Origin of the sequence: Streptomyces sp. NPDC058534, from assembly GCF_042717365.1 — a bacterium.
GTDB lineage: Bacteria > Actinomycetota > Actinomycetes > Streptomycetales > Streptomycetaceae > Streptomyces.
The window spans coordinates 28,389-52,347 of record NZ_JBHXNW010000019.1; the positions used below are offsets into that span (position 1 = coordinate 28,389).

At 70.5% G+C, this 23,959-nt stretch carries 19 protein-coding genes and 2 pseudogenes; 10 read left to right on the forward strand and 11 right to left on the reverse strand.

Annotated features, from left to right (window positions below; translation table 11 throughout):
• Positions 1 to 32 precede the first annotated feature (32 nt).
• A complete protein-coding gene (gene pglW / locus ACFWR9_RS14370) occupies positions 33 to 4,658 on the reverse strand; it encodes a BREX system serine/threonine kinase PglW (protein WP_383840776.1) in 4,626 nt (1,541 codons plus the stop codon).
• Positions 4,659 to 4,870: 212 nt separating this feature from the next.
• On the opposite strand from pglW, the gene ACFWR9_RS14375 reads away from it, so the two are divergent.
• The 3 genes from ACFWR9_RS14375 to ACFWR9_RS14385 all read left to right on the forward strand — a co-directional run bounded on the left by ACFWR9_RS14375 (position 4,871) and on the right by ACFWR9_RS14385 (position 7,380).
• Positions 4,871 to 5,995, forward strand: coding sequence for an AAA family ATPase (locus tag ACFWR9_RS14375; RefSeq protein ID WP_383840778.1), 1,125 nt, complete (start codon positions 4,871 to 4,873; stop codon positions 5,993 to 5,995).
• Positions 5,992 to 6,657, forward strand: a complete 666-nt coding sequence (locus ACFWR9_RS14380; RefSeq protein WP_383840781.1) for a DUF4276 family protein — start codon at positions 5,992 to 5,994, stop codon at positions 6,655 to 6,657. Before ACFWR9_RS14375 ends, ACFWR9_RS14380 begins: the two co-directional genes overlap by 4 nt.
• A 213-nt stretch (positions 6,658 to 6,870) precedes the next feature.
• Complete coding sequence (locus ACFWR9_RS14385) at positions 6,871 to 7,380, forward strand: hypothetical protein (protein ID WP_383840784.1); 510 nt, start codon at positions 6,871 to 6,873, stop codon at positions 7,378 to 7,380.
• A 76-nt stretch (positions 7,381 to 7,456) separates the two neighbouring features.
• On the opposite strand, the gene ppc is transcribed toward ACFWR9_RS14385, so the two are convergent.
• Positions 7,457 to 10,204, reverse strand: coding sequence for a phosphoenolpyruvate carboxylase (gene ppc, locus ACFWR9_RS14390; protein ID WP_383840786.1), 2,748 nt, complete (start codon positions 10,202 to 10,204; stop codon positions 7,457 to 7,459).
• A gap of 289 nt (positions 10,205 to 10,493) precedes the next feature.
• Between ppc and ACFWR9_RS14395 the strand changes: the two genes are divergently transcribed.
• The 3 genes from ACFWR9_RS14395 to ACFWR9_RS14405 are packed head-to-tail and all read left to right on the forward strand — an operon-like array spanning position 10,494 to position 13,385.
• A complete protein-coding gene (locus ACFWR9_RS14395; RefSeq protein WP_383840789.1) occupies positions 10,494 to 11,504 on the forward strand; it encodes an acyl-CoA desaturase in 1,011 nt (336 codons plus the stop codon).
• Positions 11,501 to 12,178 carry a TetR family transcriptional regulator gene (locus tag ACFWR9_RS14400; protein ID WP_376356664.1) on the forward strand — a complete coding sequence of 226 codons (678 nt, stop codon included), beginning with the start codon at positions 11,501 to 11,503 and terminating at the stop codon, positions 12,176 to 12,178. The genes ACFWR9_RS14395 and ACFWR9_RS14400 overlap by 4 nt, the downstream gene beginning before the upstream one ends.
• A 31-nt stretch (positions 12,179 to 12,209) precedes the next feature.
• Positions 12,210 to 13,385, forward strand: coding sequence for a CaiB/BaiF CoA transferase family protein (locus tag ACFWR9_RS14405; protein WP_383840792.1), 1,176 nt, complete (start codon positions 12,210 to 12,212; stop codon positions 13,383 to 13,385).
• 57 nt (positions 13,386 to 13,442) lie between these two features.
• On the opposite strand, the pseudogene ACFWR9_RS14410 reads toward ACFWR9_RS14405, so the two are convergent.
• Positions 13,443 to 13,851, reverse strand: a pseudogene (locus ACFWR9_RS14410) (VOC family protein).
• On the reverse strand, positions 13,848 to 14,669 hold the full coding sequence (locus tag ACFWR9_RS14415) for a trans-aconitate 2-methyltransferase (RefSeq protein WP_383840795.1): 822 nt from the start codon (positions 14,667 to 14,669) through the stop codon (positions 13,848 to 13,850). The pseudogene ACFWR9_RS14410 and the gene ACFWR9_RS14415 overlap by 4 nt, the downstream one beginning before the upstream one ends.
• 118 nt (positions 14,670 to 14,787) lie before the next feature.
• On the opposite strand from ACFWR9_RS14415, the gene tamR reads away from it, so the two are divergent.
• Positions 14,788 to 15,285 (forward strand): MarR family transcriptional regulator TamR, encoded by a 498-nt coding sequence (gene tamR / locus ACFWR9_RS14420; protein WP_122616995.1) that lies wholly within the window; start codon positions 14,788 to 14,790, stop codon positions 15,283 to 15,285.
• Here the strand turns inward: tamR and ACFWR9_RS14425 are convergent.
• Positions 15,244 to 16,011, reverse strand: coding sequence for a LuxR C-terminal-related transcriptional regulator (locus tag ACFWR9_RS14425; protein ID WP_383840798.1), 768 nt, complete (start codon positions 16,009 to 16,011; stop codon positions 15,244 to 15,246). The two genes, tamR and ACFWR9_RS14425, sit on opposite strands and share 42 nt — an antisense overlap.
• A gap of 305 nt (positions 16,012 to 16,316) precedes the next feature.
• Here ACFWR9_RS14425 and ACFWR9_RS14430 point away from each other — a divergent pair.
• Positions 16,317 to 16,766, forward strand: a pseudogene (locus tag ACFWR9_RS14430) (GNAT family N-acetyltransferase); the annotation flags it as partial.
• Positions 16,767 to 16,802: 36 nt separating this feature from the next.
• Here the strand turns inward: ACFWR9_RS14430 and ACFWR9_RS14435 are convergent.
• From ACFWR9_RS14435 to ACFWR9_RS14445, 3 genes are all read right to left on the reverse strand, one after another.
• A complete protein-coding gene (locus tag ACFWR9_RS14435; protein WP_383840800.1) occupies positions 16,803 to 17,402 on the reverse strand; it encodes a Uma2 family endonuclease in 600 nt (199 codons plus the stop codon).
• A 62-nt stretch (positions 17,403 to 17,464) separates the two neighbouring features.
• Positions 17,465 to 18,208 carry an ATP-binding protein gene (locus ACFWR9_RS14440; RefSeq protein ID WP_383840803.1) on the reverse strand — a complete coding sequence of 248 codons (744 nt, stop codon included), beginning with the start codon at positions 18,206 to 18,208 and terminating at the stop codon, positions 17,465 to 17,467.
• Positions 18,205 to 18,432, reverse strand: a complete 228-nt coding sequence (locus ACFWR9_RS14445; RefSeq protein WP_383840806.1) for a hypothetical protein — start codon at positions 18,430 to 18,432, stop codon at positions 18,205 to 18,207. Before ACFWR9_RS14445 ends, ACFWR9_RS14440 begins: the two co-directional genes overlap by 4 nt.
• Before the next feature lie 385 nt (positions 18,433 to 18,817).
• Here ACFWR9_RS14445 and ACFWR9_RS14450 point away from each other — a divergent pair, with 385 nt between their 5' ends.
• Positions 18,818 to 19,684, forward strand: coding sequence for a helix-turn-helix domain-containing protein (locus tag ACFWR9_RS14450; RefSeq protein WP_383840809.1), 867 nt, complete (start codon positions 18,818 to 18,820; stop codon positions 19,682 to 19,684).
• Positions 19,681 to 19,905, forward strand: a complete 225-nt coding sequence (locus ACFWR9_RS14455) for a DUF397 domain-containing protein (RefSeq protein WP_383840812.1) — start codon at positions 19,681 to 19,683, stop codon at positions 19,903 to 19,905. Before ACFWR9_RS14450 ends, ACFWR9_RS14455 begins: the two co-directional genes overlap by 4 nt.
• Positions 19,906 to 20,192: 287 nt before the next feature.
• Here ACFWR9_RS14455 and ACFWR9_RS14460 read toward each other — a convergent pair whose 3' ends face one another.
• From ACFWR9_RS14460 to galK, 3 genes are all read right to left on the reverse strand, one after another.
• Positions 20,193 to 21,761, reverse strand: a complete 1,569-nt coding sequence (locus tag ACFWR9_RS14460) for a hypothetical protein (protein WP_383840814.1) — start codon at positions 21,759 to 21,761, stop codon at positions 20,193 to 20,195.
• 412 nt (positions 21,762 to 22,173) lie between these two features.
• Positions 22,174 to 22,440 (reverse strand): hypothetical protein, encoded by a 267-nt coding sequence (locus ACFWR9_RS14465; RefSeq protein ID WP_383840817.1) that lies wholly within the window; start codon positions 22,438 to 22,440, stop codon positions 22,174 to 22,176.
• Between the two features lie 336 nt (positions 22,441 to 22,776).
• Positions 22,777 to 23,940 carry a galactokinase gene (galK, locus tag ACFWR9_RS14470; RefSeq protein WP_383840819.1) on the reverse strand — a complete coding sequence of 388 codons (1,164 nt, stop codon included), beginning with the start codon at positions 23,938 to 23,940 and terminating at the stop codon, positions 22,777 to 22,779.
• Between the last annotated feature and the right edge of the window lie 19 nt (positions 23,941 to 23,959).

The window sequence follows — 23,959 nt, forward strand, 5'->3', positions numbered from 1 at the left end:
AGCGATCCGGGCGAGGGGAACGGGAGCAGGCGTTACGCCAGTTGCTCCTCCCCCGGGTCGTTGACCACCCAGGCGTGATTGAGGCTGATCCACTCCTCGCGGTCCTCGATCGGCACGGTCATGGCGTCCAGCCGGGGTCCTGCCGTCTGGTCCGTGAGCGGGCTGAGCAGCCAGAGGCCGCGCCCGCCCGGGCCGCCCCGGCGGGCCAGGTCGGCCAGCCGCTGGAGGACGCCCATGCCTCCGTAGCGGGCCATGACTGAGGCGTCGTGCAGGAGCACCGGGCGGCGGCCGACCTCTGCGTCGACCTCATCCGCCGCCGCGTCGGAGCCGGTGCCAGAGTCCGCCGGAGCCTCCAGGACGGCCAGGATGTCCCTCTCCACGTCGCGCCACGCGGCGGCCGTGTACTCGCCGAACTTCAGCGCGTCCCGCGATCCCGGTTCCGCGTTGTCCGCCTCCAGGATGGTCTCCCAGGTGGGCCGGGGACGGGCCTCGACCAGGCGGCGCAGGGAGGTCAGGAAGAGGGCGCTGACGTCGACGGGTTCGGCCCGCCACTCGCGTCCCTGCTCGGTGAGGGTCCGCAGGGCGAGGCGCTGGTCGTCGAAGCGGACCGTGAGGAGCCGGAAGCCGGGACGGCCGCCGGACTCCTGCAACTGGGCCCTGGCCTTCAGGCGGGCCCGCTGTTCCGGATCGCGCGCCGTCCAGTGGTCGGTGCGGGTGATCCGGCTGGGGCGTCGCTGCGTGACGACCGAGGTGACGTCGCCGCCGGTGGACTCCCGCCTGGGTACGAACCAGCCGCGCGGACGCCTCCTGCTCGTACGCCACTCCAGCTCGAAACCGGCCTGCCGCAGCAGGCGGCCGAGCAGGACCCGGTCGTCCGGAAGGCTGGACAGGTCGGGGAAGCGGGCGCGGACCCGGTCGCGGATCTGTTCGACGGTCAGCCCTTCCTGCTCGTCGTCCGACTTGCCCGCCAGTGGCAGCAGCAGGCCGGCCTGGGAGAGACGGAGGGCTCGTACGGGCTCCAGGGAACGGGCGTAGATCTCCAGGCGGGCGTTGGCGGCCGCGTCCTGGGAGGCCGCGGCCGCCAGGGTGACCATGCGGGCCTCGTCCATGCTGATCTGAGCCTCGGGCCAGTGGGCCCGGAACGCGGTGTCCGCCGCGACGATCTGTTCCAGCACGGTGCCTGGGCCGGCGAGGGTGTCGCGTGCGGCCAGTGCGTCGGCCGCCTTGCCGAGCCGGTCGGCGTAGTTGAGGAGGGCGGGGGCCGAGGGCGTGTCCGGGGCGTCCTTGTCCTCGTCGACCTCCAGGGCCAGCAGCAGTCGGTTGTCGCCGGTCTCGCCGTGGCGGCGGCTGCGCAGGCGGCGCGGGGTCATCCCCCAGTCGACCTCGCACGCGGCCCGAACGGCGGCCATGCCGAGGGCGCGCCGCACCCTGGGGTCGGCCTGGGAGGTACCGCGGCGGCCGATGAGGGCTTCGGCGAGTTCGGTCGCCGAGGCGACCCGGCCCATGGTGGCCAGTATGTCGAGAAGCTCGTCGCGCAGGGTGACGAGCGCCGGGTCCCGGCCCCAGCGTTTGCGCTGGGCGCCGAGGATCTGGGCGATGCGGCCCTCGGTGACCTGGTCACTGGTCAGCGGGGCGACGGACTTGTTCAGGGGCCAGCTGGGCAGCTTGTCGGGCAGGTCCCCCTTTTCGCCGGGGAGTCGCAGCAGCAGCCGCACCGCCTCGACCTCGGTGGCGTTGCGCCCCCGGGGGGCCGGCTTGGGCACCAGGAGGGTGACGAGGGCGTCGAGGGAGAGGCGGCGCAAGGGCAGGTCGCTGCCCTCCTCGCGCTGCTCCGAGCGTGCCTCGGCGATCTCCTCCGCGGAGTCGCCGCGTTCGGCCGGGGAGAGTGGGGAGGGCTGGCGGACGTCGAGGGCGAGGCGCCACTGCTTGATGCGGCGGTTGATCTCGTCGCGGGTACGGGCGCCGAGGCCGGGGCGGTTGACGAGCCGACGGGTTGAGTAGTCGAGGAGGTCGCCGACGCTGTGGACGTCCAGGCCGTTGAGGAAGGAGACCGCTCTGAGGGACAGGCCCGCCACGAGGAGTGCGGTGTCGCGGCCGGCCTTGGCCGCGGCGTCCTCCCGGGCGTCCTCGTCCGCCGCGGGGTCGAGGGGCGGAAGCTCACCGACGGGCAGCGCGCCGGCCGACGAGGAGGTGTCCTCGGGGTGGCCGCCGGTACGGCCCTGGACGGGCAGGTCGGCGAGGGCGAAGACGCGCTGCCAGGCGCGCTGCATCTCCTTCAGGTCGGGGAACCGCTTGCGGTGGTCTCGGTGCAGGGCGCGTGCGAAGAAGTCGGTGAGGCCGTCGCGGAGGGCCGAGTCGAAGGCCTCGGAGGCGATCTTGGGGTGGGGCCACTTCTTGGGGTCGGTCTGGCGTGCGAGGACGGAGCCGTCGCCCCACTGAGGCAGCTCTCCGGAGGCCATCTCGTGAAGGGTGACGGCCAGGGCGTACCACTCGGCGTGGGCGTCGTAGCGGCCCCGGGTGATGTTCTCGACGAACGGGTCGAGATAGCCCTCGGTGCCGGCCCGGACGGTGTCCACGTCGAGGCCGGCGAGGGAGAAGTCGAAGAGGACCAGTTGCCGGGTGCCGTTGCGGCGTACCCGGATGGCGATGTTGTCGGGCTTGAGGTCGCGGTGCCACACACCTTCGCCGTCGAGGAAGTCGACGGCGGCGAAGAGGTAGGTGGAGTAGGTCTCCAGCTGGTCGGTGAGGAGCGGGCCGCGCTCGCGCAGCTGGCGGGCGACGGTGCGGTCGCCCGCGTGGTCGAGTACGAGGACGGTGCGCGGGCCGATACGGATCGGCTCGGGCAGGGCCGGGTGGATGACCTTGGAGTCGTTGCGCAATCTGGACAGGACGTCGGCTTCGCGGCGCAGCGCCTCGGCGTACTTGTCCTTGCGGGCGATCTTGAGGACGACGGGTGCGTTGTCGCGTTCGAGGTCATCGGCGAGTAGGGCGCGGGAGGTGGAGCCCTGGCCCAGGCTCCGTCTGATGCGGAAGCGGCCGCCGATGACGTCATCCGGGGCGGCCTCCAGCGGGTCACCCTCTTCGGCATGGGCTTCGGGGGCCGGCTGTGTCCCGGGCTTCGTGGGCTTGAGCCCGTGTTCGACGACGTCGAGCCACTCGAGGAATTCCGCGGCGGTGCGGATGCGGGCGTACGGGTCGAAGGCCGTGGCGTCCTGGACGATCTGGTCGACGTCCTTGGTCAGGCCGTCGGCCACAGCGGAGGGCACGAGTCCGCGGCCCTGTTCGAGTCTGGCGCCCAGTTCGGCCTGGCTGCTCGCCGGCGGCCTGCCGGTGAAGATCAGGTAGCCGAGCACGCCGAGCCCGAAGACGTCGAGGGCGGTGGGGTCCGGAGACTTCGCGGTCACCTCGGGGGCGAGGTAGGGGTCGGCGGCCTCGGAGACGTACGCGGCGAGGTTGTTCGACGGGATTATCTCGTGGCCGCTACTCAGCGTTCCGCCGGAGCCTCCCGGGGCGCCCTGCGGGCGGGGGTGGCGGACCGCCGTCTGCCATTCGGCGATCTGGAGTACTGGGTTGAGCCAGCGGTCCTCCTCGCGGCCGGTCCCGGTACGCGGGCCGGGCAGGACGTGGACGGCCCGGGCGTGCAGAGCGCGGTGGAAGAGGAGGTGCCGGTGCGCGTAGTGGACCGTTTCGGCCAGGCGGCGCAGGAGGGCGGCACGTGCCTGGGCGTCGAGCTTCGCTCCGTACTGGAGGAGGTAGTCGTCCAGGCGGAGCGTGCGCGGGTGGTAGGCGTACAGGAGGGCGGGGCCGGCGCTGTGGCCGTTCTCGTCGAAGTTCTCCAAGGCGACCAGGCCCGGGTGCCTGAGGCCCTCCAGCGCGCGTGCCTCGCGCTCGGCGGTGTGGCTGATGGACTCGCGGGCCTGCCGGTCGGCTCCTCGTTCGCGCAGGTAGATGCGCACGCGGCGGGTCTTGCTCAGGGAGTCGTGGCGGCCGAGGTAGTCGGCCCAGTTCGATCCGGTGTCGAAGGGAGTGCGGTCCAGCCGGTAGGTGCCGACGTGGAACTCGGCGTCGGAACGGCCGATGCCCACCTCGGCCAGGAGCTTGCCGAGCCCTCGGGAGAACTGGCGGTCGATGCCCGACTTGATGTCGCGAACCGGGCGCTGGAGCTCGGCGAGGACGTCGTCGAGCCCGCTGTGGCCGGTCTTGCCGAAGACGCCCGCCAGGTCGTTGGGCGCGAGGCGAATGCGCAGTCCAGGGTCGGTGAAGAAGATCAGTTCCTGGATGTAGGGGACATGGCGCCGGGGATCGGTCCTCTGCAGGGCATCCCTGAGCAGGCCCTTGAGTTCCTTCGCCTTCTGGTTGGCGAGGTGGCGGGGATTGCGGTGGATGCGGGTACGGTCGTCGGAGAGCGTCTGCACCCAGCTCGCTCCCGAGGAGCTGACCGTGCCCTGCCAGTTCTTCAGCTCGACCAGGAAGAGACCGGCCGGGGCGGCGACCAGCAGGTCGACCTCGCGGACATGGCCGCTGTGAGCGGTGAAGGTGAAGTTCGACCAGGCACGGTAGGGCTCGTTGTCCGGGAGCCGCTCCTTGAGATACAGCAGTCCGTTGCGCTCGTGCTGGAACTGCGACTCGGTGACAGTGGTCCACCTGCCGTCTCGCATGACCGCGACGCCCCTTTCCGTATCTGGTCGTATCTCGTCCGTATCTCGCCGGTTTCCTGCCGGTGGCCGGATTACAGCAGGTGGTCCAGCCTATCGACCAGGCCCGACGGACCTGCACCATGCACCGGCATCCTGTGGACAAGCGAACACAACAGATCATCTGTTGGCGCTCTGCTCCCCCACGGCCCGAAGCCCTGACCTAGGGTTGGGCCATGCCGTCGTACAAGCTCTCAGAGGTGACCGTCGAGGGGTACACCTCCATTCAATCCAGCACGCTGGAGCTGGGTGATGGCGTGACCGTCCTGGTGGGTGCCAACGGGGCGGGCAAGAGCAACGTCGTCGGCGCGCTCGAGCTGCTGGGGTGGATGGCGGACGGTGACCTGGCGCTCCAGGTGGGTATCCATGGTGGTGCCCAGGCCCTTCAGTTCGCAGGGCGCGGTACCGAGAAGGGTATCCGGCTCAAGGTCGGCGCTCCCCCGTACCGCTATGAGGCGCACCTCGTTCACGCGGCGAACGACAGTTTCGTGTTCGCAGAGGAAAAGGGGCATTTCCACGAACCGGGCCCTGGTCTCCCGATGGAGGAAAGTTTCGGCCGCGGACACCGGGAATCGCTGCTGCGACAGAAGGAGGAGGAACAGCTCTCGCGTCTGGCGGGACCGGTGCGCAACATCCTCGCCGGCTGTCGGGTCTTCCACTTCCAGGACACCAGCCGTGAGGCGCCCGTCAAACAGTTCGGGTACGCGGCGGACAACGACGCGCTGCGGCCCGATGCGGCGAACCTTGCGGCGTTCCTGTTGCGGCTGCGTGAGGGTGAACCGAAGTCCTACCGGCGCATCGTGCGGGCCATCAAATCAGTGGCGCCGTTCTTCCGGGACTTCTTGCTGAACGAGGAGCCGGGCGGGAGGATCCGCCTGCGCTGGATGCAGGAGGGCGTCGACGCGGTGTTTCCCGCAGAAGCGCTCTCGGACGGCACCTTGCGGTACATCTGCCTGTGCGTTCTGCTCCTCCAGCCCGATCCGCCGGCCCTCTTCACACTCGACGAGCCGGAACTCGGGCTGCACCCGTACGCGATCGTCCAGTTGTCGGACATGCTTCGGTCGGCCGCAGTACGCAGCCAGATCGTGATCGCCACGCAGTCCGTGACGCTTCTGAACCAGTTCTCTCTCGACGACATCGTGGTGGTGGAACGCGAGGGAGGAGCGACGGAACTGAGACGCCCGGCGCCCGAGGAGCTCCAGGGGTGGCTGGAGGACTACTCCCTCGGGGAGCTGTGGGAGAAGAACGTGCTGGGCGGCAGGCCCTCGCCGGAGCTGCCGCTGCGGAGCCACTCGGAATGATCATGGTGGGGGTGCTGTGCGAGGGACAGACCGAGGAGAACATGGTCAACGACTTCCTCGCACCCGAACTGGCGGCGTTCGGTATCTGCCTGGTGCCGACCATCCTGATGACCCGGATGCCGGCGGGTGGTCCCGCGGGTAAGGGCGGGGTCAGCAAGTGGGCGAAGATCGAGAAGGACCTGCACAAGTTGTTGGCCTCCACTCACTGGGCGGCGGTCACCACTCTTCTCGACTACTACGGCCTTCCTCAGGACAGCCCGGGGATGTCGGACCGGCCGTCCGGCTCGGTCGTGGACAAGGTGACGCATGTCGAGCGGCGCCTGGTGGAACACATGGGCCATCCCCGCTTTCTTCCCCATGTTGTCCTGCACGAGACTGAGACCTGGGTCTTCGCTGCGGCGGAGCAGCTCGGGGACTGGGCCGACGACCCGGCACTGGCTCATGAGCTCAAGCGGCAGGCCGAGCAAGCCGGGGGGCCCGAGAGCGTGAACGACGGACCTGAGACAGCTCCCTCCAAGCGGATCCTCAAGCTGCATCCGAGGTATGTGAAAACACAGGATGGCCCGGTTGCGGTGATGGACCTGGGTCTGGCCGCTCTACGAGACGCCTGCCCCCACTTCGACGAGTGGATCGCGAAGCTGCTGGCCCTCACGCCGCGCTGACTCGCTCAAGGGCTCAACAGCGATATAGGACCCGCTGCCGGGCATCGCGTGGACGCGTTTCGGGGCCTGTCACTTCGAGCGCGCTCCTGGACACTGCGTCTTTGACCGGAAATGGGCGCACATCATCCCAATCGCCCGCGTTCATGGCCGATGTTTACGGGCTTGGGCCGACTCGTCCTTCACTGGAGTTGACCGAGTGCTCAGGTATGGCCAATGATCCCGGCCATGCCTGCCTCCGCCGCCGCCCCTGGTTCCCGTCGGGCCTCGTACGCCGTGCTGCGGTTCGGCCGGATCGCGGCGATGGGCACGGTCGCGGCGCTGATCCTGATCGCGGGTGTGTGGGCGTCGTGGGGTACGGCGCAGCATGTGCTGCTGACCAAGGGGCGGGAGCAGGGCACGGTCGAGGTGACGGGGTGCGATGACGGTTCGTGCAGCGGGCCGTACGCGCCGGTGTCGGCGGGGTCGCGGGAGCGGGAGCGGGTCGTCATCGAGGACTCGGTCGCCGTGGCCGAGGGGCGGACGTACGCGGTGGTGGTGAAGCCGGGGAGCGACGAGGTGGTGCGGTCCGGTCCGGCTGGGGTGCTGTACGCGTGGGTGCCGCTGGGCGGGGCGCTGCTGCTGGCGTCGGTGGTGGTGGCCGGGGGGTTGCGGCGGACGCGGGTGGCGTGGGCGATGGCCGGGGCGGGTGTGGCGTTGCTGACGGCGGCGTTCTTCGCGGTGTGAGTTTCCCGTGTACGGCATGGCGGTGCCCCCGGGCTCTTGGTGAGCGCGGGGGCACCGTTTGTGTACGGGGTTGCGGTCAGCCGGTGTTGCGCAGGCCCGCTGCCACGCCGTTGACGGTGAGGAGCAGGGCCCGGGCGAGGAGCGGGTCGGGTTCCGTGCCGGCGGCGGCGGCCTCTCGCTGGCGGCCGAGGAGGGCGACCTGGAGGTAGGAGATGGGGTCCAGGTAGGCGTCGCGGATGGTGAACGTCTGCTTGAGGACGGGGTCGGCGTCGAGCAGTTCGGTCTCGCCGGTGATGCGCAGGACCTCGGTGACGGTCAGCTCGTGTTCGGCCTTGATGGCGTCGAAGACGTGCTTGAGCTCGTCGGGGACGAGGGTGTCGACGTAGTGCTGGGCGATGCGCAGGTCGGTCTTGGCGAGGGTCATCTCGACGTTGGAGATGAAGTTGCGGAAGAAGTGCCACTGCTGGTGCATCTCTTCGAGGACGGTGTCGCCCTCCTGCCGCAGGCCCGCCTCGCGCAGTGCCTTGAGGCCGGAGCCGACGCCGAACCAGCCGGGGACGATCTGCCGCGACTGGGTCCAGCCGAACACCCAGGGGATGGCCCGGAGTCCGTCGAGCGAGACGCCCGAGCCGGGGCGGCGCGAGGGCCGCGAGCCCAGGTGCAGGTCGGCGAGCTGGTCGACCGGCGTGGAGGCCAGGAAGTACGCCGGCAGGTCGGGGTCCTCGACGAGTGACCGGTACGCGGTGTGGGCGGCGTCGGAGACGACGTCCATGGCGGCGTCCCAGTGGGCGAGGGCCTCGTCGGACTGGCGGGGCGCGGTGTGCAGCGCGGACGCCTGGAGGGTGGCCGCGACGGTCAGTTCCAGGTTCTCCCTGGCCAGCGACGGGATGAGGTACTTGTCGGAGATGACCTCGCCCTGCTCGGTGACCTTGATCTCGCCTTCCAGGGTGCCCCAGGGCTGGGCGAGGATCGCGTCGTGGGTGGGGCCGCCGCCGCGGCCGACGGTGCCGCCGCGGCCGTGGAAGAGGCGCAGCCGTACGCCGTAGCGGTGGGCGACGTCGCGCAGGCGGCGCTGGGCGCGGTGGATCTCCCACTGGGAGGTGGTGATGCCGCCGAACTTGGAGGAGTCGGAGTAGCCGAGCATGACCTCCTGGACGTCTCCGCGCAGCGCGACCAGGCGCCGGTAGGAGGGGTCGGCGAGCAGGTCGTCCAGGATGGTGTCGGCGGCCTTCAGCTCGTCGGTGGTCTCCAGGAGCGGCACGATGCCGATCTTCGCCCAGCCGGCGTGCAGGTCGATCAGGCCGGCCTCGCGGGCGAGCACGGCGGCGGCGAAGACGTCGTCGGCGCCCTGGCACATCGAGATGATGTAGGACTCGATGACCTCGGGGCCGAAGACCTCCAGGGCGCGCCTGACCGTCTGGAAGACGCCGAGGGTCTTCTCGCCGGGCGCGTCGACGGGCGCCGGGGTGGGCGCCAGCGGACGCCGGGAGCGCAGCTCCTTGGCGAGGAGCTTGGCGCGGTATTCGCGGGGCATGTCGGCGTAGCGCCAGGACTCCTCGCCGAGCCGGTCGAAGAGCTGGCCGAGCGCGTGGTGGTGGGCGTCGGCGTGCTCGCGGACGTCCAGGGTGGCCAGCTGGAGGCCGAAGGCGGCCAGGGTGCGGATGGTGCGGGCGAGGCGGCCGTCGGCGAAGAGTCCGCCGCGGTGTTCCCTGAGGGAGGCCTGGATGATGCGCAGGTCGTCGAGGAGTTCGGCGGTGCCGAGGTAGTCGCGGCCGTCCTCGTGGGAGGTGCCCTTGGCGAGGCGCTGCTTGGTGTTCTCCAGCTTCTGCCGGATGCAGGTGGCCTTGAGCCGGTAGGGCTCCTCGGCGTTGAGCCGCTTGTAGCGGGGGCTGATCTCGGGGAGCCGGTCGAGGTCGGCCTGGAGGGAGGTGAGGAGTTCCTCGGTGGCGCCGGCGTAGCGGATGGAGTTGGAGAGGAAGCCGCGCAGCTCGTCGATCATCTCCAGGGCGTCGTTGATGCCGTGCTCGTGCTGGAGGATCAGGACGTCCCAGGTGACCTGGGGGGTGACGTTGGGGTTGCCGTCGCGGTCGCCGCCGATCCAGGTGCCGAAGGTGAGGGGGCGGGTGTCGTCGGGGACCTTGACGCCGGCCCGCTCCAGTTCCGCGGTCAGGTCCTCCAGGACGTCGCCGACGGCGCCCGCGTGCAGCTCGTCCAGGTAGTAGATGGCGTTGCGGGCCTCGTCGGCGGGCTCGGGGCGGGCGACGCGGAGTTCGTCGGTCTGCCACACGAGGTCGATGTTCTCGGCGAGGCGGGTGTCGAGGCGGCGCCGGTCGGACTCGATGACCGGGGTGTCCAGGAGGGCGGCGACACGGCGCAGCTTGTTGAGGACGGAGCGGCGTGCGGCCTCGGTGGGGTGCGCGGTGAAGACGGGGCGCACGTTGAGGTTGCGGACGGTCTCCCGCAGGTGCTCGGGGTCGGCGTCCTTGAGGCGGTCGGCCGTGCGGGCGAGCAGTCCGCCCTCGGCGGCGCGCTTGGCGCCCAGCTCACGGCCTCGGTGCACCTGCTCGGTGACGTTGGCGAGGTGGAAGTAGGTGGAGAAGGCGCGGACCAGCTTGGCCGCGGTCTCCAGTTCGGTGCCGCGCAGCAGTTCCGCGGCGGCCTCGCCGTCCTCTCGGGTGAGTCGGCGCACCTTTTCGACGAGTTCCAGCAGCTCGGGGCCTTCCTGCCTCACGAGGGTCTCTCCGAGGAGGTCGCCCAGCCGGCGGATGTCGGCTCGCAGTTCGCTGCTGGTCGTCGTGGTGGTCTGGTCGTCGGCACTGCTCACAGGTGCGGCTCCTTGCAGTGTTGAAGCTCATCTGGAGGGAACCCGGACGGCGTCTCGCGCGGCGGGCGCCGCTTACGGGCCGGACGTCCGGGAAATATTCAGAGCGGACCGCGCTGTCCGACCGACTCCCAGGATAGGTGTCGGCCCGGACGCGCAGGTTCTCGGGCTCTTGCCGCGCGGCACCGCGCTGCCATACTTACGTCGCCGTAGGTTACGGAACCGTAGGAAAGTGTGCATGGTTCCCGAGGCCCGGCACCGGACACCACCCTCGACCCCCCAGGGGACGCGCATGACCACGAGTTCCGATGTGATCCCAGACGCTCCGCAGCCCTCCGGCGACGCCGCCGGGTCCTCCGCCACGCTGGGTGGTGAGCGGAAACGGTCGATCGAGCAGATCACCCTGCTGCTGTTCATCGCCGTCCCGTTCCTCGCGCTGGTGGCGGCGGTGCCGCTGGCGTGGGGGTGGGGCGTGAGCTGGCTGGACCTGGGTCTGCTGGTCTTCTTCTACTTTCTCGGCTGCCACGGCATCACGATCGGCTTCCACCGCCACTTCACCCACGGCTCCTTCAAGGCGAAGCGGCCCCTGAAGATCGCGTTGGCGGTCGCGGGCTCGATGGCGGTCGAGGGGCCACTGGTCCGCTGGGTGGCCGACCACCGCAAGCACCACAAGTTCTCCGACGACGAGGGCGACCCGCACTCGCCGTGGCGGTACGGGGAGACGGTGCCGGCCCTGATGAAGGGCCTGTGGTGGGCCCACATCGCATGGATGTTCGACGAGGAGCAGACGTCGCAGGAGAAGTACGCGCCGGATCTGATCAAGGACCCGGCGCTGCGCGCCATCTCCCGCCAGTTCGTCCTGTGGACGCTGTTGTCGCTGGCCCTGCCCGCGCTGATCGGCGGGCTGGTCACGATGTCGTGGTGGGGCGCGTTCACCGGGTTCTTCTGGGGTTCGCTCGTCCGGGTGGCGCTGCTGCATCACGTGACCTGGTCGATCAACTCGATCTGCCACGCGGTGGGCAAGCGCCCCTTCAAGTCGCGGGACCGCTCGGGCAACGTGTGGTGGCTGGCGGTGCTGTCCTGCGGCGAGTCCTGGCACAACCTGCACCACGCCGACCCGACCTCGGCGCGGCACGGGGTCATGCGCGGTCAGCTCGACTCGTCCGCGCGGCTGATCCGCTGGTTCGAGGCGTTCGGATGGGCGTACGACGTGCGCTGGCCGTCACGCTCGCGTATCGATTCGCGCCGCAACACCGAGCAGGACGGCGCCCGCCGCCGGAAGGAGACCGCGAAGGCGGCATGATTGACGGCGTGGCGACCGACTCCAGCAGCACCCCAAGCAACGAGAAGCCCAGGCGCGCGCGTCGCACCCGGATGACCGGTGCCGAGCGCCGCCAGCAGTTGCTGGAGATCGGCCGCACCCTGTTCGCGGCGAAGGGCTTCGAGGGCACGTCGGTGGAGGAGATCGCGGCGAAGGCCGGGGTCTCCAAGCCGGTGGTGTACGAGCACTTCGGCGGCAAGGAGGGGCTGTACGCGGTGGTGGTGGACCGCGAGATGCGGCGGCTGCTCGACATGGTCACCGGCTCGCTGACCGCCGGCCACCCGCGTGAGCTGTGCGAGCAGGCCGCCTTCGCGCTCCTGGACTACATCGAGGAGTACACGGACGGCTTCCGCATCCTGGTCCGCGACTCCCCCATCCCGCAGTCGACGGGCTCCTTCGCCTCGCTCATCTCCGACATCGCCACCCAGGTGGAGGACATCCTGGGCCGCGAGTTCAAGAACCGCGGCTTCGACGCCAAGCTGGCCCCGCTGTACGCGCAGGCGCTGGTCGGCATGGTGGCGCTGACCGGCCAGTGGTGGCTGGACGTGCGCAAGCCGAAGAAGGCGGAGGTGGCCGCGCACCTGGTGAACCTGGCGTGGCACGGCCTGGACGGCCTGGAGCCCAAGCCCCGGCTGATAGGGCACCGCAAGAGCTGACTCGCAGCCACCGGTACCGGAGAGAACACAGATGCAGCCGCTGCGCGGAATCACGGTCGTCTCGCTCGAACAGGCGATCGCCGCACCGTACGCAAGCCGTCAGCTCGCCGACCTCGGCGCCCGGGTGATCAAGGTGGAGCGCCCCGGCACGGGGGACTTCGCCCGCGCCTACGACTCCCGCGTGAAGGGGCTCAGCTCGCACTTCGTGTGGGCGAACCGCAGCAAGGAGTCCCTCACCCTGGACATCAAGGACCCGCGCGGCAAGGACGCGCTGCTCCGGCTGATCGCGGGCGCCGACGTGTTCCTCCAGAACCTGGCGCCGGGGGCGGCGGCGCGGGCGGGGCTGGGCGCCGAGGAGCTGCGGGCGCTCCACCCGGAGCTGATCGTGTGCGACATCTCGGGCTACGGCGCTCCCGGACCCTACGAGGGGCGCAAGGCGTACGACCTGCTGGTGCAGTCCGAGTCGGGGCTGCTGTCCGTCACGGGCACGCCGGACGAGATGGCCAAGGTGGGCATTCCGGTGTCGGACATCGCGGCCGGCATGTACGCCTACAGCTCGATCCTTGGCGCGCTGCTGGAGCGTGGGCGGACGGGCCGGGGCACGCACCTGGACGTGTCGATGCTAGAGGCCACCGTGGAGTGGATGGGCTTCCCCCTCTACTACGCGTACGACGGCGGAGAGCCGCCGCCCCGCGCGGGTGCCGCGCACGCGACGATCCACCCGTACGGCCCGTACACGGCGGGCGACGGGAAGACCGTCCTGATGGCGGTGCAGAACGAGCGGGAATGGCGCGGCTTCTGCGCCGGCTTCCTGGACCGTCCCGACCTCGCCGACCATCCGCACTACGCCACCAACGCGGACCGCGACACGCACCGCGAGGCGCTCGGCGCGATCGTCGCGGCCCGTTTCGCGGAGCTGACCAGCGCCGAGGCGATCGAGCTGCTCAGCGCGGTGCCGGTCGCGGGCGCCCGGGTCAACACGCTCGCCGAGGTGTGGGAGCACCCGCAGCTCGCCGCGCGCGGGCGCCGGCACGAGGTCGCGACGCCGGCCGGTCCGGTCCCGGCGCTGGCTCCGCCGGGCCCGACCGGGGACGCGCCCCGCATGGACGCCGTACCGGCGCTGGGTGAGCACACGCGCGCCATCCTGGGCGAGCTGGGCCTGTCCGGCGACGCCATCGACGCGCTGGTCGAGGAGGGTGTGGCGTGACCCGTCCCGGCGGCTGGCCGACAGCGGGGAGCGGCCGGGGTTCCGGTCTGCCTGACGTCACGGGCGGGAGCGTTCGCCGGGCTCCAGGAACTCCAGGCGGTTACCGACCGGGTCGGCGCAGTAGAAGCGCCGGTGGCCGGGCAGCCAGGGGGTGTCGTTTGGATCTTGCCGGGTGACGGACGCGCCCCGGGCCTCCAGCCGGGCGGCGTACGCCTCGATGCCGGTGACCCGGTGCCCGGGACGGGCCTTGTGGGCCGGCCGGAACCCGGGCTCGGTCCCCAGGTGGAGCCGGACGGTGCCGGCCTGGAACCAGCAGCCACCGCGGGCGGCGAGCGCGGGCGGCTTGAGGGTCTCGGCCATGCCGAGGACGCCCGCGTAGGCCGAGGACGCCCGCGTAGAAGGCGCGCAGCGTCTCCTCCGAGCCTGGCGGCGCGGCGAGCTGCACGTGGTCGACGGCGGTGATCACGACTCCTCCGGCCTGCGGGCGACGGCGAAGACGCGGCGGAACGGGAAGGGGGTGCCGTGCGGTCCGGTCGGGTAGGCGGCGCGGAGGACCGTTCGGTACTCCTCGACGAATGTGTCGCGGGCGGCCGGGTCGTCGTCGAGGGCGGCCAGTACGGGGCGCAGTCCCGTTCCCTTCACCCAGTCCAGCACGGCGTCCTCGCCGTCCAGCAGGTGGACGTACGTCGTCTCCCACACGTCGGCGGTGCAGCCGGTGGCCGTCAGGTGGGCGAGGTAGGCCTCGGGGGTGAGGACGGCGTCGTCGTGGCGCAGGACGCCGGCGAGGCGGTCCCGCCAGCGCCGGGAGTGGGCGAGTTCGCGCATCAGGCGGTGGCTGGGGGCGTCGAAGTTGCCGGGCACCTGGAAGGCGAGGGTGCCGCCGGCGGCGAGCCTGCCGATCCAGTCGGGGAAGCGGTCGACGTGGCCGGGGACCCACTGGAGGGTGGCGTTGCTGACGAGGAGGTCGAACGGCTCGTCGGGGGTCCAGGTACGGGCGTCGGCGGGGGCGAGGTCGAGGTGGCCGCCGCCGGGGGTGGGGCCGGCGTACTGCCGGGCCCGGTCGAGCATCTGGGGCGAGTTGTCGTAGCCGGTGATGCGGGCGGTGGGCCAGCGGTCGGCGAGCAAGACGGTGGCGTTGCCCGGGCCGCAGCCGAGGTCGGCGATGCGGGGCGGGTCGCCCGGCAGGTCCGGCACACGGGCGAGGAGGTCGGTGAAGGGTCGGGCGCGGTGGTCGGCGTGGCGCAGATACTGGGCGGGGTCCCAGGTGGGGGCGGTGTCGGGCATGGACTCTCCAGGGGTGGCCGTGCGGGACGGGTACCCAGCGTCAGCCCCAATCTCTCTCGACGTCAAGACAATCGACGTCAAGAGACTTCACGTCGACACAACCACTACACTGATCGACATGGAGGACGAGGTCGATCGACTGGTCGCAGCGTGGCGCCGGGAGCGCCCGGACCTCGACGTGGAACCGCTGGAGGTGCTGAGCCGGGTCAGCAGGCTCGCCCGGCACCTGGACCGCGCCCGCCGACTGGCTTTCTCCGAGCACCAGTTGGAGCCCTGGGAGTTCGACGTGCTCACGGCACTGCGCCGGGCCGGCACCCCGTACCAGCTCTCACCGGGCCAGCTCCTCACCCAGACCCTGGTCACCTCCGGCACGATGACCAACCGTATCGACCGCCTGGCGAAGAAGGGCCTGGTCGAGCGCCTGCCCGACCCCAGCGACCGGCGCGGTGTACTGGTCCGCCTCACGGACGAGGGCCGCGACCGCGCCGACCAGTCACTCGCCGGCCTCCTGGCGCAGGAACGGGCCATCCTGGCCGAGCTGTCCCGCGCCCAGCGCAGCGAACTGGCGGCACTGCTACGCCAGCTGACCGCCCCGTTCGACAACATCCCGGGATAGATCTGCGGGCCCGACCCCCGCCCTCCTCGCCAGCGCCACCGCGGCGAGGGTGGAGTGGACGCCCAGCTTGCCCAGGACGTTCTGCATGTGGGTCCGCACGGTGTGCGGGGACAGGTACAACCGCTCGGCGACCGCCTTGCGGCCCAGCCCGGCCACCATGCAGCGCAGCACCTCCCGCTCCCTCGGAGTCAGCGACTCCACCAGGCGCTCGCTCTCGGTGCGGTGCTTGCGGGCGGCGGTCAGTTCGCGCAGGACGCCGGTGAGCAGGGCGGGCGGCAGATGCGTCTCGTCGCGCAGCACACCCCGGATGACGCTGAGCAGCCGTGACAGCGAGCAGTCCTTGGCGACCCACCCGGAGGCGCCGGCCCCCAGTGCGAGCGCCGCCCGCCGGGGGTCGTCCCGCCCGGCGAGGACCACGATCCGTACCCCCGGCTGCCCCGACCGCACGCCGGCGACCAGCGAGATCCCGTCCACCAGCCCGTCCTCGTTGCCCTCGCGCACGGGCACGGCGGGGCGGGTGCCGGGCACCCGGCCGCCCAGGTCGGCGTCGACGAGCAGCACGTCGAACCGCCGCCCCTCGGACGCGGCCCGCTCCAGGCAGCGCAGTGCGGCCGGACCGCTGCCGGCCGCGGAGACGTCGACGTCGGGCTCGGCGGCCAGGGCGGCGGCGAGCGACTCGGCGAAGATGCGATGGTCGTCGACGACCAGGACTCGGATACGAACCACGAAACCCCCTCCCCCAAGCTCCTCCCGGAGCAGGGGATACCCATCGTCTGTCCATCCTCGGAGGGCGACACCGGCACGGGTACGGCGCCCGAAGCCCCGTATCCAGCAGTGCGCTCGGTACTCCGGGGAGGGAACGCCACGGCCGCACGGCCGCCGCCGCGCGTACACCGCTGTCCCGCCCCGAGCGCCGTACCCGGCTGTCTCGCCCCCTGAACGGCACCGGCCCCCACCGGTGCTGTTCATCAGAGTACGGGCGGGCGCCGGGAGCGGAAGGTTATTTGCAGAACTGACAGCCCGGCCCGTTTATGGTGAGCCGCATGTTTCGTCTTGTGACAGAAGTCGACAAGGGACGACGCGATCTGCTGCGCACCCGTCTGCGGGAGACGAACACCGCGGCGTCCTCGGTCCTGCGTTCGCTGCGCGGAACCCCTCACGAACGCGAATTTCCCTTGCACGTCTGGGTACTGGACGCGTCCGGCGGTCTGGCCGGCGGTCTCGTCGGCCACACCTGGGCGACCTGGCTGCACGTGACCTACCTGTGGGTCGACGGCCGGCACCGCGGCGCGGGCCTGGGCTCGGCCCTCCTCGACGAGGCGGAACGCACGGCCCGCGGCGAACGCGGCTGCGTCGCCGCCCGCGTGGAGACCTGGGACTTCCAGGCCCCGGACTTCTACACTCGCCACGGCTACGACGTGATGTGCGTGATCCCCGACTACCCGCCGGGGATCACGGAGTACACGCTGGTGAAACGGCTGGAGTGTGGCGGCCGGGCGGCTGTTCGTCCGGCCGCCTCACTCTGGCTCCAGCCCCATGTCCTTCGCGCTGTAGCGGGGCAGGCCGGTCGTCTCGACGCTCCAGGTGCCGAGCTCGGTGACAAGGGAGACCGACTCGCCGTACGGGTGGTGCAGCCGGTTCTCGTATGCGGGCCGGCCCTCGGTCCTGCCGATGCCCCACTGATAGGTCCAGGTGCCGTCGCGCGGGTCGAGGATCAGGTAGTGGGGGATGCCCATGGCGGGGTAGTCGCGGGTCTTGTCACGGTAGTCGTTGTCGGGGTTGGACGGGGAGACGATCTCGATCGCCAGGACGATCTCGTGGGGGTCGAGGGGGTCGTCGGTCTCCATGGCGTCGTAAGAGCAGACGTGCAGGTCGGGGACCCGGAGTTTGCCAAGCAGCTCGTCGTCGGTGTCAGTGGCTTCGAACACGCCCCAGCCGTCCGGCAGCTGCGGGGCGATCCGGTCCCGTACTCGCGTCGCCGTCAGCTGGTGGCGCGGACGCGGGCTCATCGTCATGACGATCATCCCGTCACTGATCTCGGGCCGGGCGAGGCCGGGCGGGGGTGTGAAGTGGTCACGCATGTCGCGCAGCCGCCGGTACAGGGTCCGCTCCGTCATGGGTCCTCCCGGCCTCCAGTATGAAGGCGACGGCCTTCCGCTGCGGGCGCGAATCCTCCCGCTCACCCGGAACCGGCCGTATCCGCCGCGGCCCCGACGGCGACCTCGGCCCAGACCGTCAGCCCGCCCGTCCGCCGTGTCCCCCACCGGGCGGCCAGTACATCGGTGATCAAAAGACCCCGCCCGCCTTCACACTCCCCTTCGGACGCACCGGCCACCGCAGAGATCACCGGCACGTCACCACTCCTGCCGTCGTCGGTCACGCCCACCGTGACCGTGTCGGCGGTGAGGGCGCAAGTGATCGTGACGGTACGGCTGCCAGTGTGCTCCAGGGCATTGGCCGCCAGTTCGCCGGTGATGGCCACCAGGTCGTCCGTCGTATCGCACGGCAGACCCCACGACCGGCACGTGTCGCGGACGTAGTGCCGTGCGGCTCGGGCAGAGGCGAGGTCCCTGCCGGGGAGGGTGAGCAGGCCGTACGCACGGACTGCCGGTGACGTCCCGCCCGCCGGGTCCCACCCGGTTCCACCGAGGCGCACGCCCCGGGACCTGGCGATGAGCAGCGAATCCGCGAGCGCGTCCGCCAGCTGGTCGGTCAGGAGACGGAGTTCTCCAGCCTCCGGACATGACGCCGCCAGCAGTTCCCGCGTCCGGCCGAGCAGCCGCTCTCCCAGGCCGAGCTGTACCGCCTCCATGCGGTCGGCGAGCCGGGATACGGGCCCGTCTCCGTCTGTGAGAAGCAGGGCGCTCCGTCCGTGGACGCCGGTCCAGGGCAGGAGCCGTACGCGGTCCGTCTCGTCGTTCATGACACCGCCGCCGAACGGGCGTGGATGTCACGGGCGTCGAGGTCGACGCCGTAGGTGGCGCACCAGAGGATGTCGCGGCGCAGCCGTTGGATGCGGGCCTTCTCGTCGCGCTCGTATGCGGTGAGGTAGGGGCGGACGAGGGGGGTGGAGTTGCCGTCGATGGGGGTGTGCCAGCGGCGGACGGTGGGAGCAAGGACGGGTCGGGACTGTCGCGCACGCGACACCGGCGATGAGCTCCTCCGTGCCCTCGGTGTTGGCGGCGACAGGCTCTCACCTCGACGATGGCGTCCCGTCGGTTCAAGGAAGAGCCGTGCCCAGCGGGCGAGGTTCCTGCACAAGCGTCGCATGTATGCCCCTTCGGTTCTGTCGGGCGCGAGGCAGGGATGCGGGGTGGCCAGACGTTCTCTCACTATCGGTCGCGGACACGACCACGCCTTGCCGCTGTCACCAACACCCCTTGCAGCCAGGTGGGTTGCGATGGAACTCCGAGAGCATCGTTGCCCGCGAGCAATATTTCTCGCAATAGTTCTCACTCGAAAGAGTCGCCGTAAGGGAAGTCGGCGAATGCCGACCACATCGGCGCTACCGTGCGCACCAGGGAGGTAGAACATGACTGACGCTCAGCCCAACCTGCACAGGAGACGCCTGGGCCTGGAGCTCCGGACGCTTCGCAAGGCGGCCGGGATGAGCCTCGCCGAGGCAGCCGATCGACTGGCGCTCTCCGGAGCCCCGGCACTCAGCAAGATCGAGAACGGCAAACAGCGGGTGCCGCCCGTAGCACTCGCCGGCTTCTTCGAGGTGTACGGACTCCAGAACGCGGAGCGGGCCGACAGACTTCGCAAGCTCGCGTCCCTGGCCAACTCGGGAAGGCGAAGCAATCTCCTGGATCAGTACCGCCATTCCATCCGTGACCCCTTCGCCGAGTATCTGCACCTTGAGGACCTGGCGTCGAAGAGTGAGACCTTCACCTGGCTGATCCCTGGCCTGCTGCAGACGGCGGAGTACGCCCGTTCCATCGTCGAGCGCAGCCGAAAGTGGCAGACCAATCGGGAGATCGACAACTTCGTCGAGCTGCGCATGGCCCGACAGCAAACGCTGTCACGCTCTTCCCCCTTGCACCTTTGGTGCGTCCTGGATGAATCCGCACTGCACCGGGAAGTCGGCAGCAAACAGGTCATGAAGGCTCAGCTTGAGCACCTGCTTGACGTCACCGACCGACACAGGCACGTGACGCTCCAGGTGCTCCCATTCACCCAAGGCGCCCACGCGGGCATCGACGGGCCGTTCCACCTGCTGCACTTCCCCGCCGGCCCCCCGGTGGCCGTAGTGCAACCGATGACAACATCCCTGTACCTGGAGGAAGATAGCGACATCGGGCGCTACGAGACCGCGTTCAACCACCTCCGCACCGAAGCCCTCGACGCAGAAGCAACACGACGCCACATTCACGATCTGATCAAGGACCGCTACACATGAACAAGAAGGTCGACCTCACCAACGCCTCCTGGGCCAAGAGCGACCTGAGCGACGGAGGCGACAACTGCCTCGAGGTCGCCTTCGTCGACGGTGCGGTCGCCCTGCGCGACTCCAACGACGTCGGCGACCCCGATGCCCCTGTGCTCATAGTCTCCGAGGCCGACTACCGAGCCTTCGTCGGAGGCATCGGCAAGGGCCAGCGCAGCCTCCTGCTGCCATAGCGCGTCGGTCTTGTCCGGCCTCCATAGCCGGGTGACGGACAACCATCTACCTGGCCGGACTGCACATCGCGGGCATCTTCCTCTGGTCCGCCGGGTGATCCAAACGAAACTGACCAGGCGAGCGCGCTGTCGTAGCAGGCGAGCAGATCGCCGGCGACCTGCTCGGCGCTCAAGAACGGGTCGTCGGCCAAGGCGATGCCGTTGCGCTCGGGACGGCGCGGTACGCCTCGTTGGGCAGGACGCACGGGGCGACGGCGGCGATGAGGAAGCCGTCGCGCTCGTCGTGCTCAGCGTGAGCGCCGGCGCCTCCAGGTCGCCAGAGCCGCGACGAGGACGAACACCCCGAGGGCGATCCCGGCAGTCGCACAGAGGCCAGGAGTGGCCCAAGCCGGGCCCGGCCACACGGACACCGTGACGTCGGCACTGTCGTTGGCGGTCTTCGGGTCGTTGCTCGGGTGGTGGCTGTCGCCGTCAGCGACGGTGACCCGCCCGCCACGATGCGCCATCTCCTTGTCGATGCGCAGGGTGAAGGGGAAGGTCGTGGTGGCTCCCGACTTCCCCGCCTCTGCTGTACACACGTACCGGCGGGCGCTCGGCTGCCGCACGGACGCTTCGGCAAGGGGCGAGCCGTTGGCGGCGAGGGCCCGGCAGACCTGGTCGATCACCTCCTTGCCCCGCTCGGGATCGTAGGGCGACGACACGACGGTGGTGCCCGCCGGAACCGCGAACTCGACCTTGACCTTGACCTTGGCCGGAAGCGCGCCTGGGCCGTCGTTGCGTACGCCGACTCGTACGTCCGCCCGGCTGCCGACGGGCCCCCTGGCGGTGTCGGCGAGCGCGACCAGGTCGCTGGTGCTGCGCACGGCGAGCTGGAGGTGCGCTGCGCTCTCGCCCGTCGCGTGCGGCGCTCCCGCGTCCTTGCCGTCGTCCTGGCCGGCCCCGGGGACGTAGCGGAGTGCGGATCCCTGTCCGGACTCGTACTGCGAGGCCCACTCTTCCGGCGGGACGTAGTCCTCCCCGAGGCCGGCGGCCTCGAAGGTGACGGTCGGGTAGGTGGCGTCGGTGGCGAGCGTGAAAGCCTCGGGAGCGGCGAGGTGGTAGGTCGCTCCGGGCGGGATGACGACATCGTCGGCGGGCAGCCTGCACCAGGCCGATGTGGTGCCGCGATAAAGGCAGTTGCGATGCTTGCCTGCTATCCGGATACCGTCGCGGGTACCGATGAAGAGCGAGACTCCGCGAGCGGGGACGTCCCCGGTGTTGCGCAGGGTCAGCGAGACCGCGACCCGTCCGCCCGGCGTCATGCCGTCCCGGTCCGCCCGTGTCTCGACGGCCAGTACCGGCTTGCCGACGACGATGCGGGTGCTCGCCGTGACGCTCGGTAGGCCCGGCGAGGTCAACCGGTAACGCAGCACTGCCGAGTCGCCCGCCTCGGCCCCGTCCGCGGGACTCACGCGGAAGGACTGCTCGCTCCCGACGTGCCGGCGATCGACCAGTTCGCCACCGCAGTGGAAGGTGGGCAGCCGGACCGGGCAGTTGTCCTGACCCGTTTTCAGGACGGCGACGCCCTTGAGGTCCGTCGCGTCAAAGGCGACCGTGTAATGGCCCGCTCCTTGCTCCCCGAATTGCTCCCCGATGCCGAACCTCGGGTTGTCCTCGGGATCAAGCGAGACGTAGAAGACGGACGGCACATCGAGCTCGGGACGGGATGTGTCCGACGAGGCGGAGCAGCCGAGGAGCCCCGCCAGCACGCCGAAGAAGAGGACCACCACCGCGACCGCCACCTGGAAGGACCGGATCGGGCGCGAGGCACCTCTGCCCGGTATTCGCTGAAACTTGGTGGTGACGCGCTTCGACATGTGCACGAGGGTTACTCTGCCATGGCGCCGGAGTGACGGGATGCCTGACGCCGGATGGTGTCACGGCCCGACTCACGCCGGTGTCCGGGACGGCAGGGCCGAGGGAAGACCTGGATCGCCCGGCGGAGCTCAGGAACCCGTTCCAGGTCTGGCCGGACTGTACATCGCGGGCATCTTCCTCTGGTCTGCCAGGTGATCCAAACGAAACTGCCTGGGTCAGACATGCCTTCGCCCCATCAGGTGGTGAGTTCCGCATCCACTCCGCATGTCACCGGTTGACGGCCTGGATCTCCTGGACCACGACGTCCTGGCCGGCCCCGAACTCGCCGTCGGGGAAGTGCCCGCGAACGCCTGCGGCGAGCACAACGAGAGCGCGACAACCACACCGAAGGCGCCGCCGACCGCCGGTACCTCACGACTGGCATGCGGCGCTCCCCCGCTGCGACGTCAGCGTCTCGGTGACCCAGACACCCTGCTTGTCGGCCCGGAGCCGGCTGCTGTAGAGGACGTAGTTGTCGTTCGACGCCGGGGTCACGTCGGTCTTGCCGGTCTTCAGGCTCTTGTTGTACGCCTTGTTCTGATCTTCGCAGTAGATGAAGGCCGCCGTGCCGTCACTATTGATCTTGACGTTGGCCTTGAAGTAGCGCTTGGCGCCGGTGATGCGGTCGTTGTAGCCCACGAACTCCTGCCTTGTCGCCCGTCTTGGGCCAGTCGAAGGTGTAAGTCAGATCCGACGGCAGATCGATCTTCGGCCGCTCGGCGGAGCCAGCCGCACTCGGCGAAGCCGGCGCCGATGCCTCACCCCCCGTATCCGCGCCCGCGATCTTGTCCTTGTCGTCCGGGTTCTCCTCATCGCCTCCGCACGCGGACAGGGTCAGGGTCAGGACCGCGGTCAGCGCGGCGGCTGTGAGGAGGGTGGGACGGCGGTTCACGGCTAGCTCCCGGTGGGGCGGGGGTTCACACGAGTGTGTCCACGCTATCTACTGAGAGTTACGGCAAACCAGTTGGGTTCCCGTCAGGCCACCCGCCGCGCCCCCGCCGACGGCACCGCCTCGAAGACCCGGGGAGCCGTGAAGCCGGCCGTCGCGAAGGCCTCCTCGACCGCCTTGGTGATGGCGTCCACGTCGGTGGCCTCGGCCAGGACGATCGCCGAGCCGCCGAAGCCGCCGCCGGTCATCCGGGCGCCGAGGGCGCCGGAGGCGAGGGCGGTGTCGACGACCAGGTCCAACTCCGGGCAGGAGATACGGAAGTCGTCGCGGAGAGAGGCGTGGCCCTCTACGAGGACGGGCCCGATGGCGCGGGTGTCGCCGGACTCCAGCAACGACACCACCCGCTCGACGCGGGCGTCCTCCGTGACGACGTGCCGGACGAGGCGCCGTACCTCCTCCTCGTCGCCCAGCCGTTCCAGCGCCGCGTCCAGGTCGGCGTACGGCACGTCGCGCAGCGCGTCGACGCCGAGGAGCGCGGCGCCCTTCTCGCAGCCCGCGCGGCGCTTGCCGTACTCGCCCTCGCTGTGGGAGTGCTTGACCCGGGTGTCGACCACGAGCAGGCGCATGCCCTCGGCCGCGAGGTCGAAGGGGATCTGCTGCTGGGAGAGGTCGCGGGTGTCGAGGAACAGCGCGTGGCCGGCCTCGCAGCACGCGGACGCGGTCTGGTCCATGATGCCGACCGGCGCGCCGACGTAGACGTTCTCCGCGCGCTGGCACAGCCGGGCGAGCTGCCAGCCACGCAGGCCGAGCGAGTAGAGGTCGTTCAGCGCCAGGGCGACGACGACCTCCAGGGCCGCCGAGGACGACAGACCCGCGCCGGACGGGACCGTCGAGGCGAGGTGGACGTCGGCGCCGGTCAGCTCGTGACCCGCCTCGCGCAGCGCCCAGACGACACCCGAGGGGTACGCCGTCCAGGACTTGTCCGACCCGGGGTCCAGGTCCGCCACGCGCAGCTCGACGGGGCCGCCGGGGACGTCCGCCGAGTGCAGACGCAGGAGGCCGTCGTCGCGCCGGGAGACGGCGGCGACCGCGGTGTGCGGCAGGGCGAACGGCATGACGAAGCCGTCGTTGTAGTCGGTGTGTTCGCCGATCAGGTTGACCCGGCCCGGCGCGGCCCACACCCCTTGCGGTTCCGCCCCGTACAGCTCCCGGAACCGCTCGCCGACGGTCCCTGCGACAGCCTCGCCCATGCCCTGACCCCTCACCCTT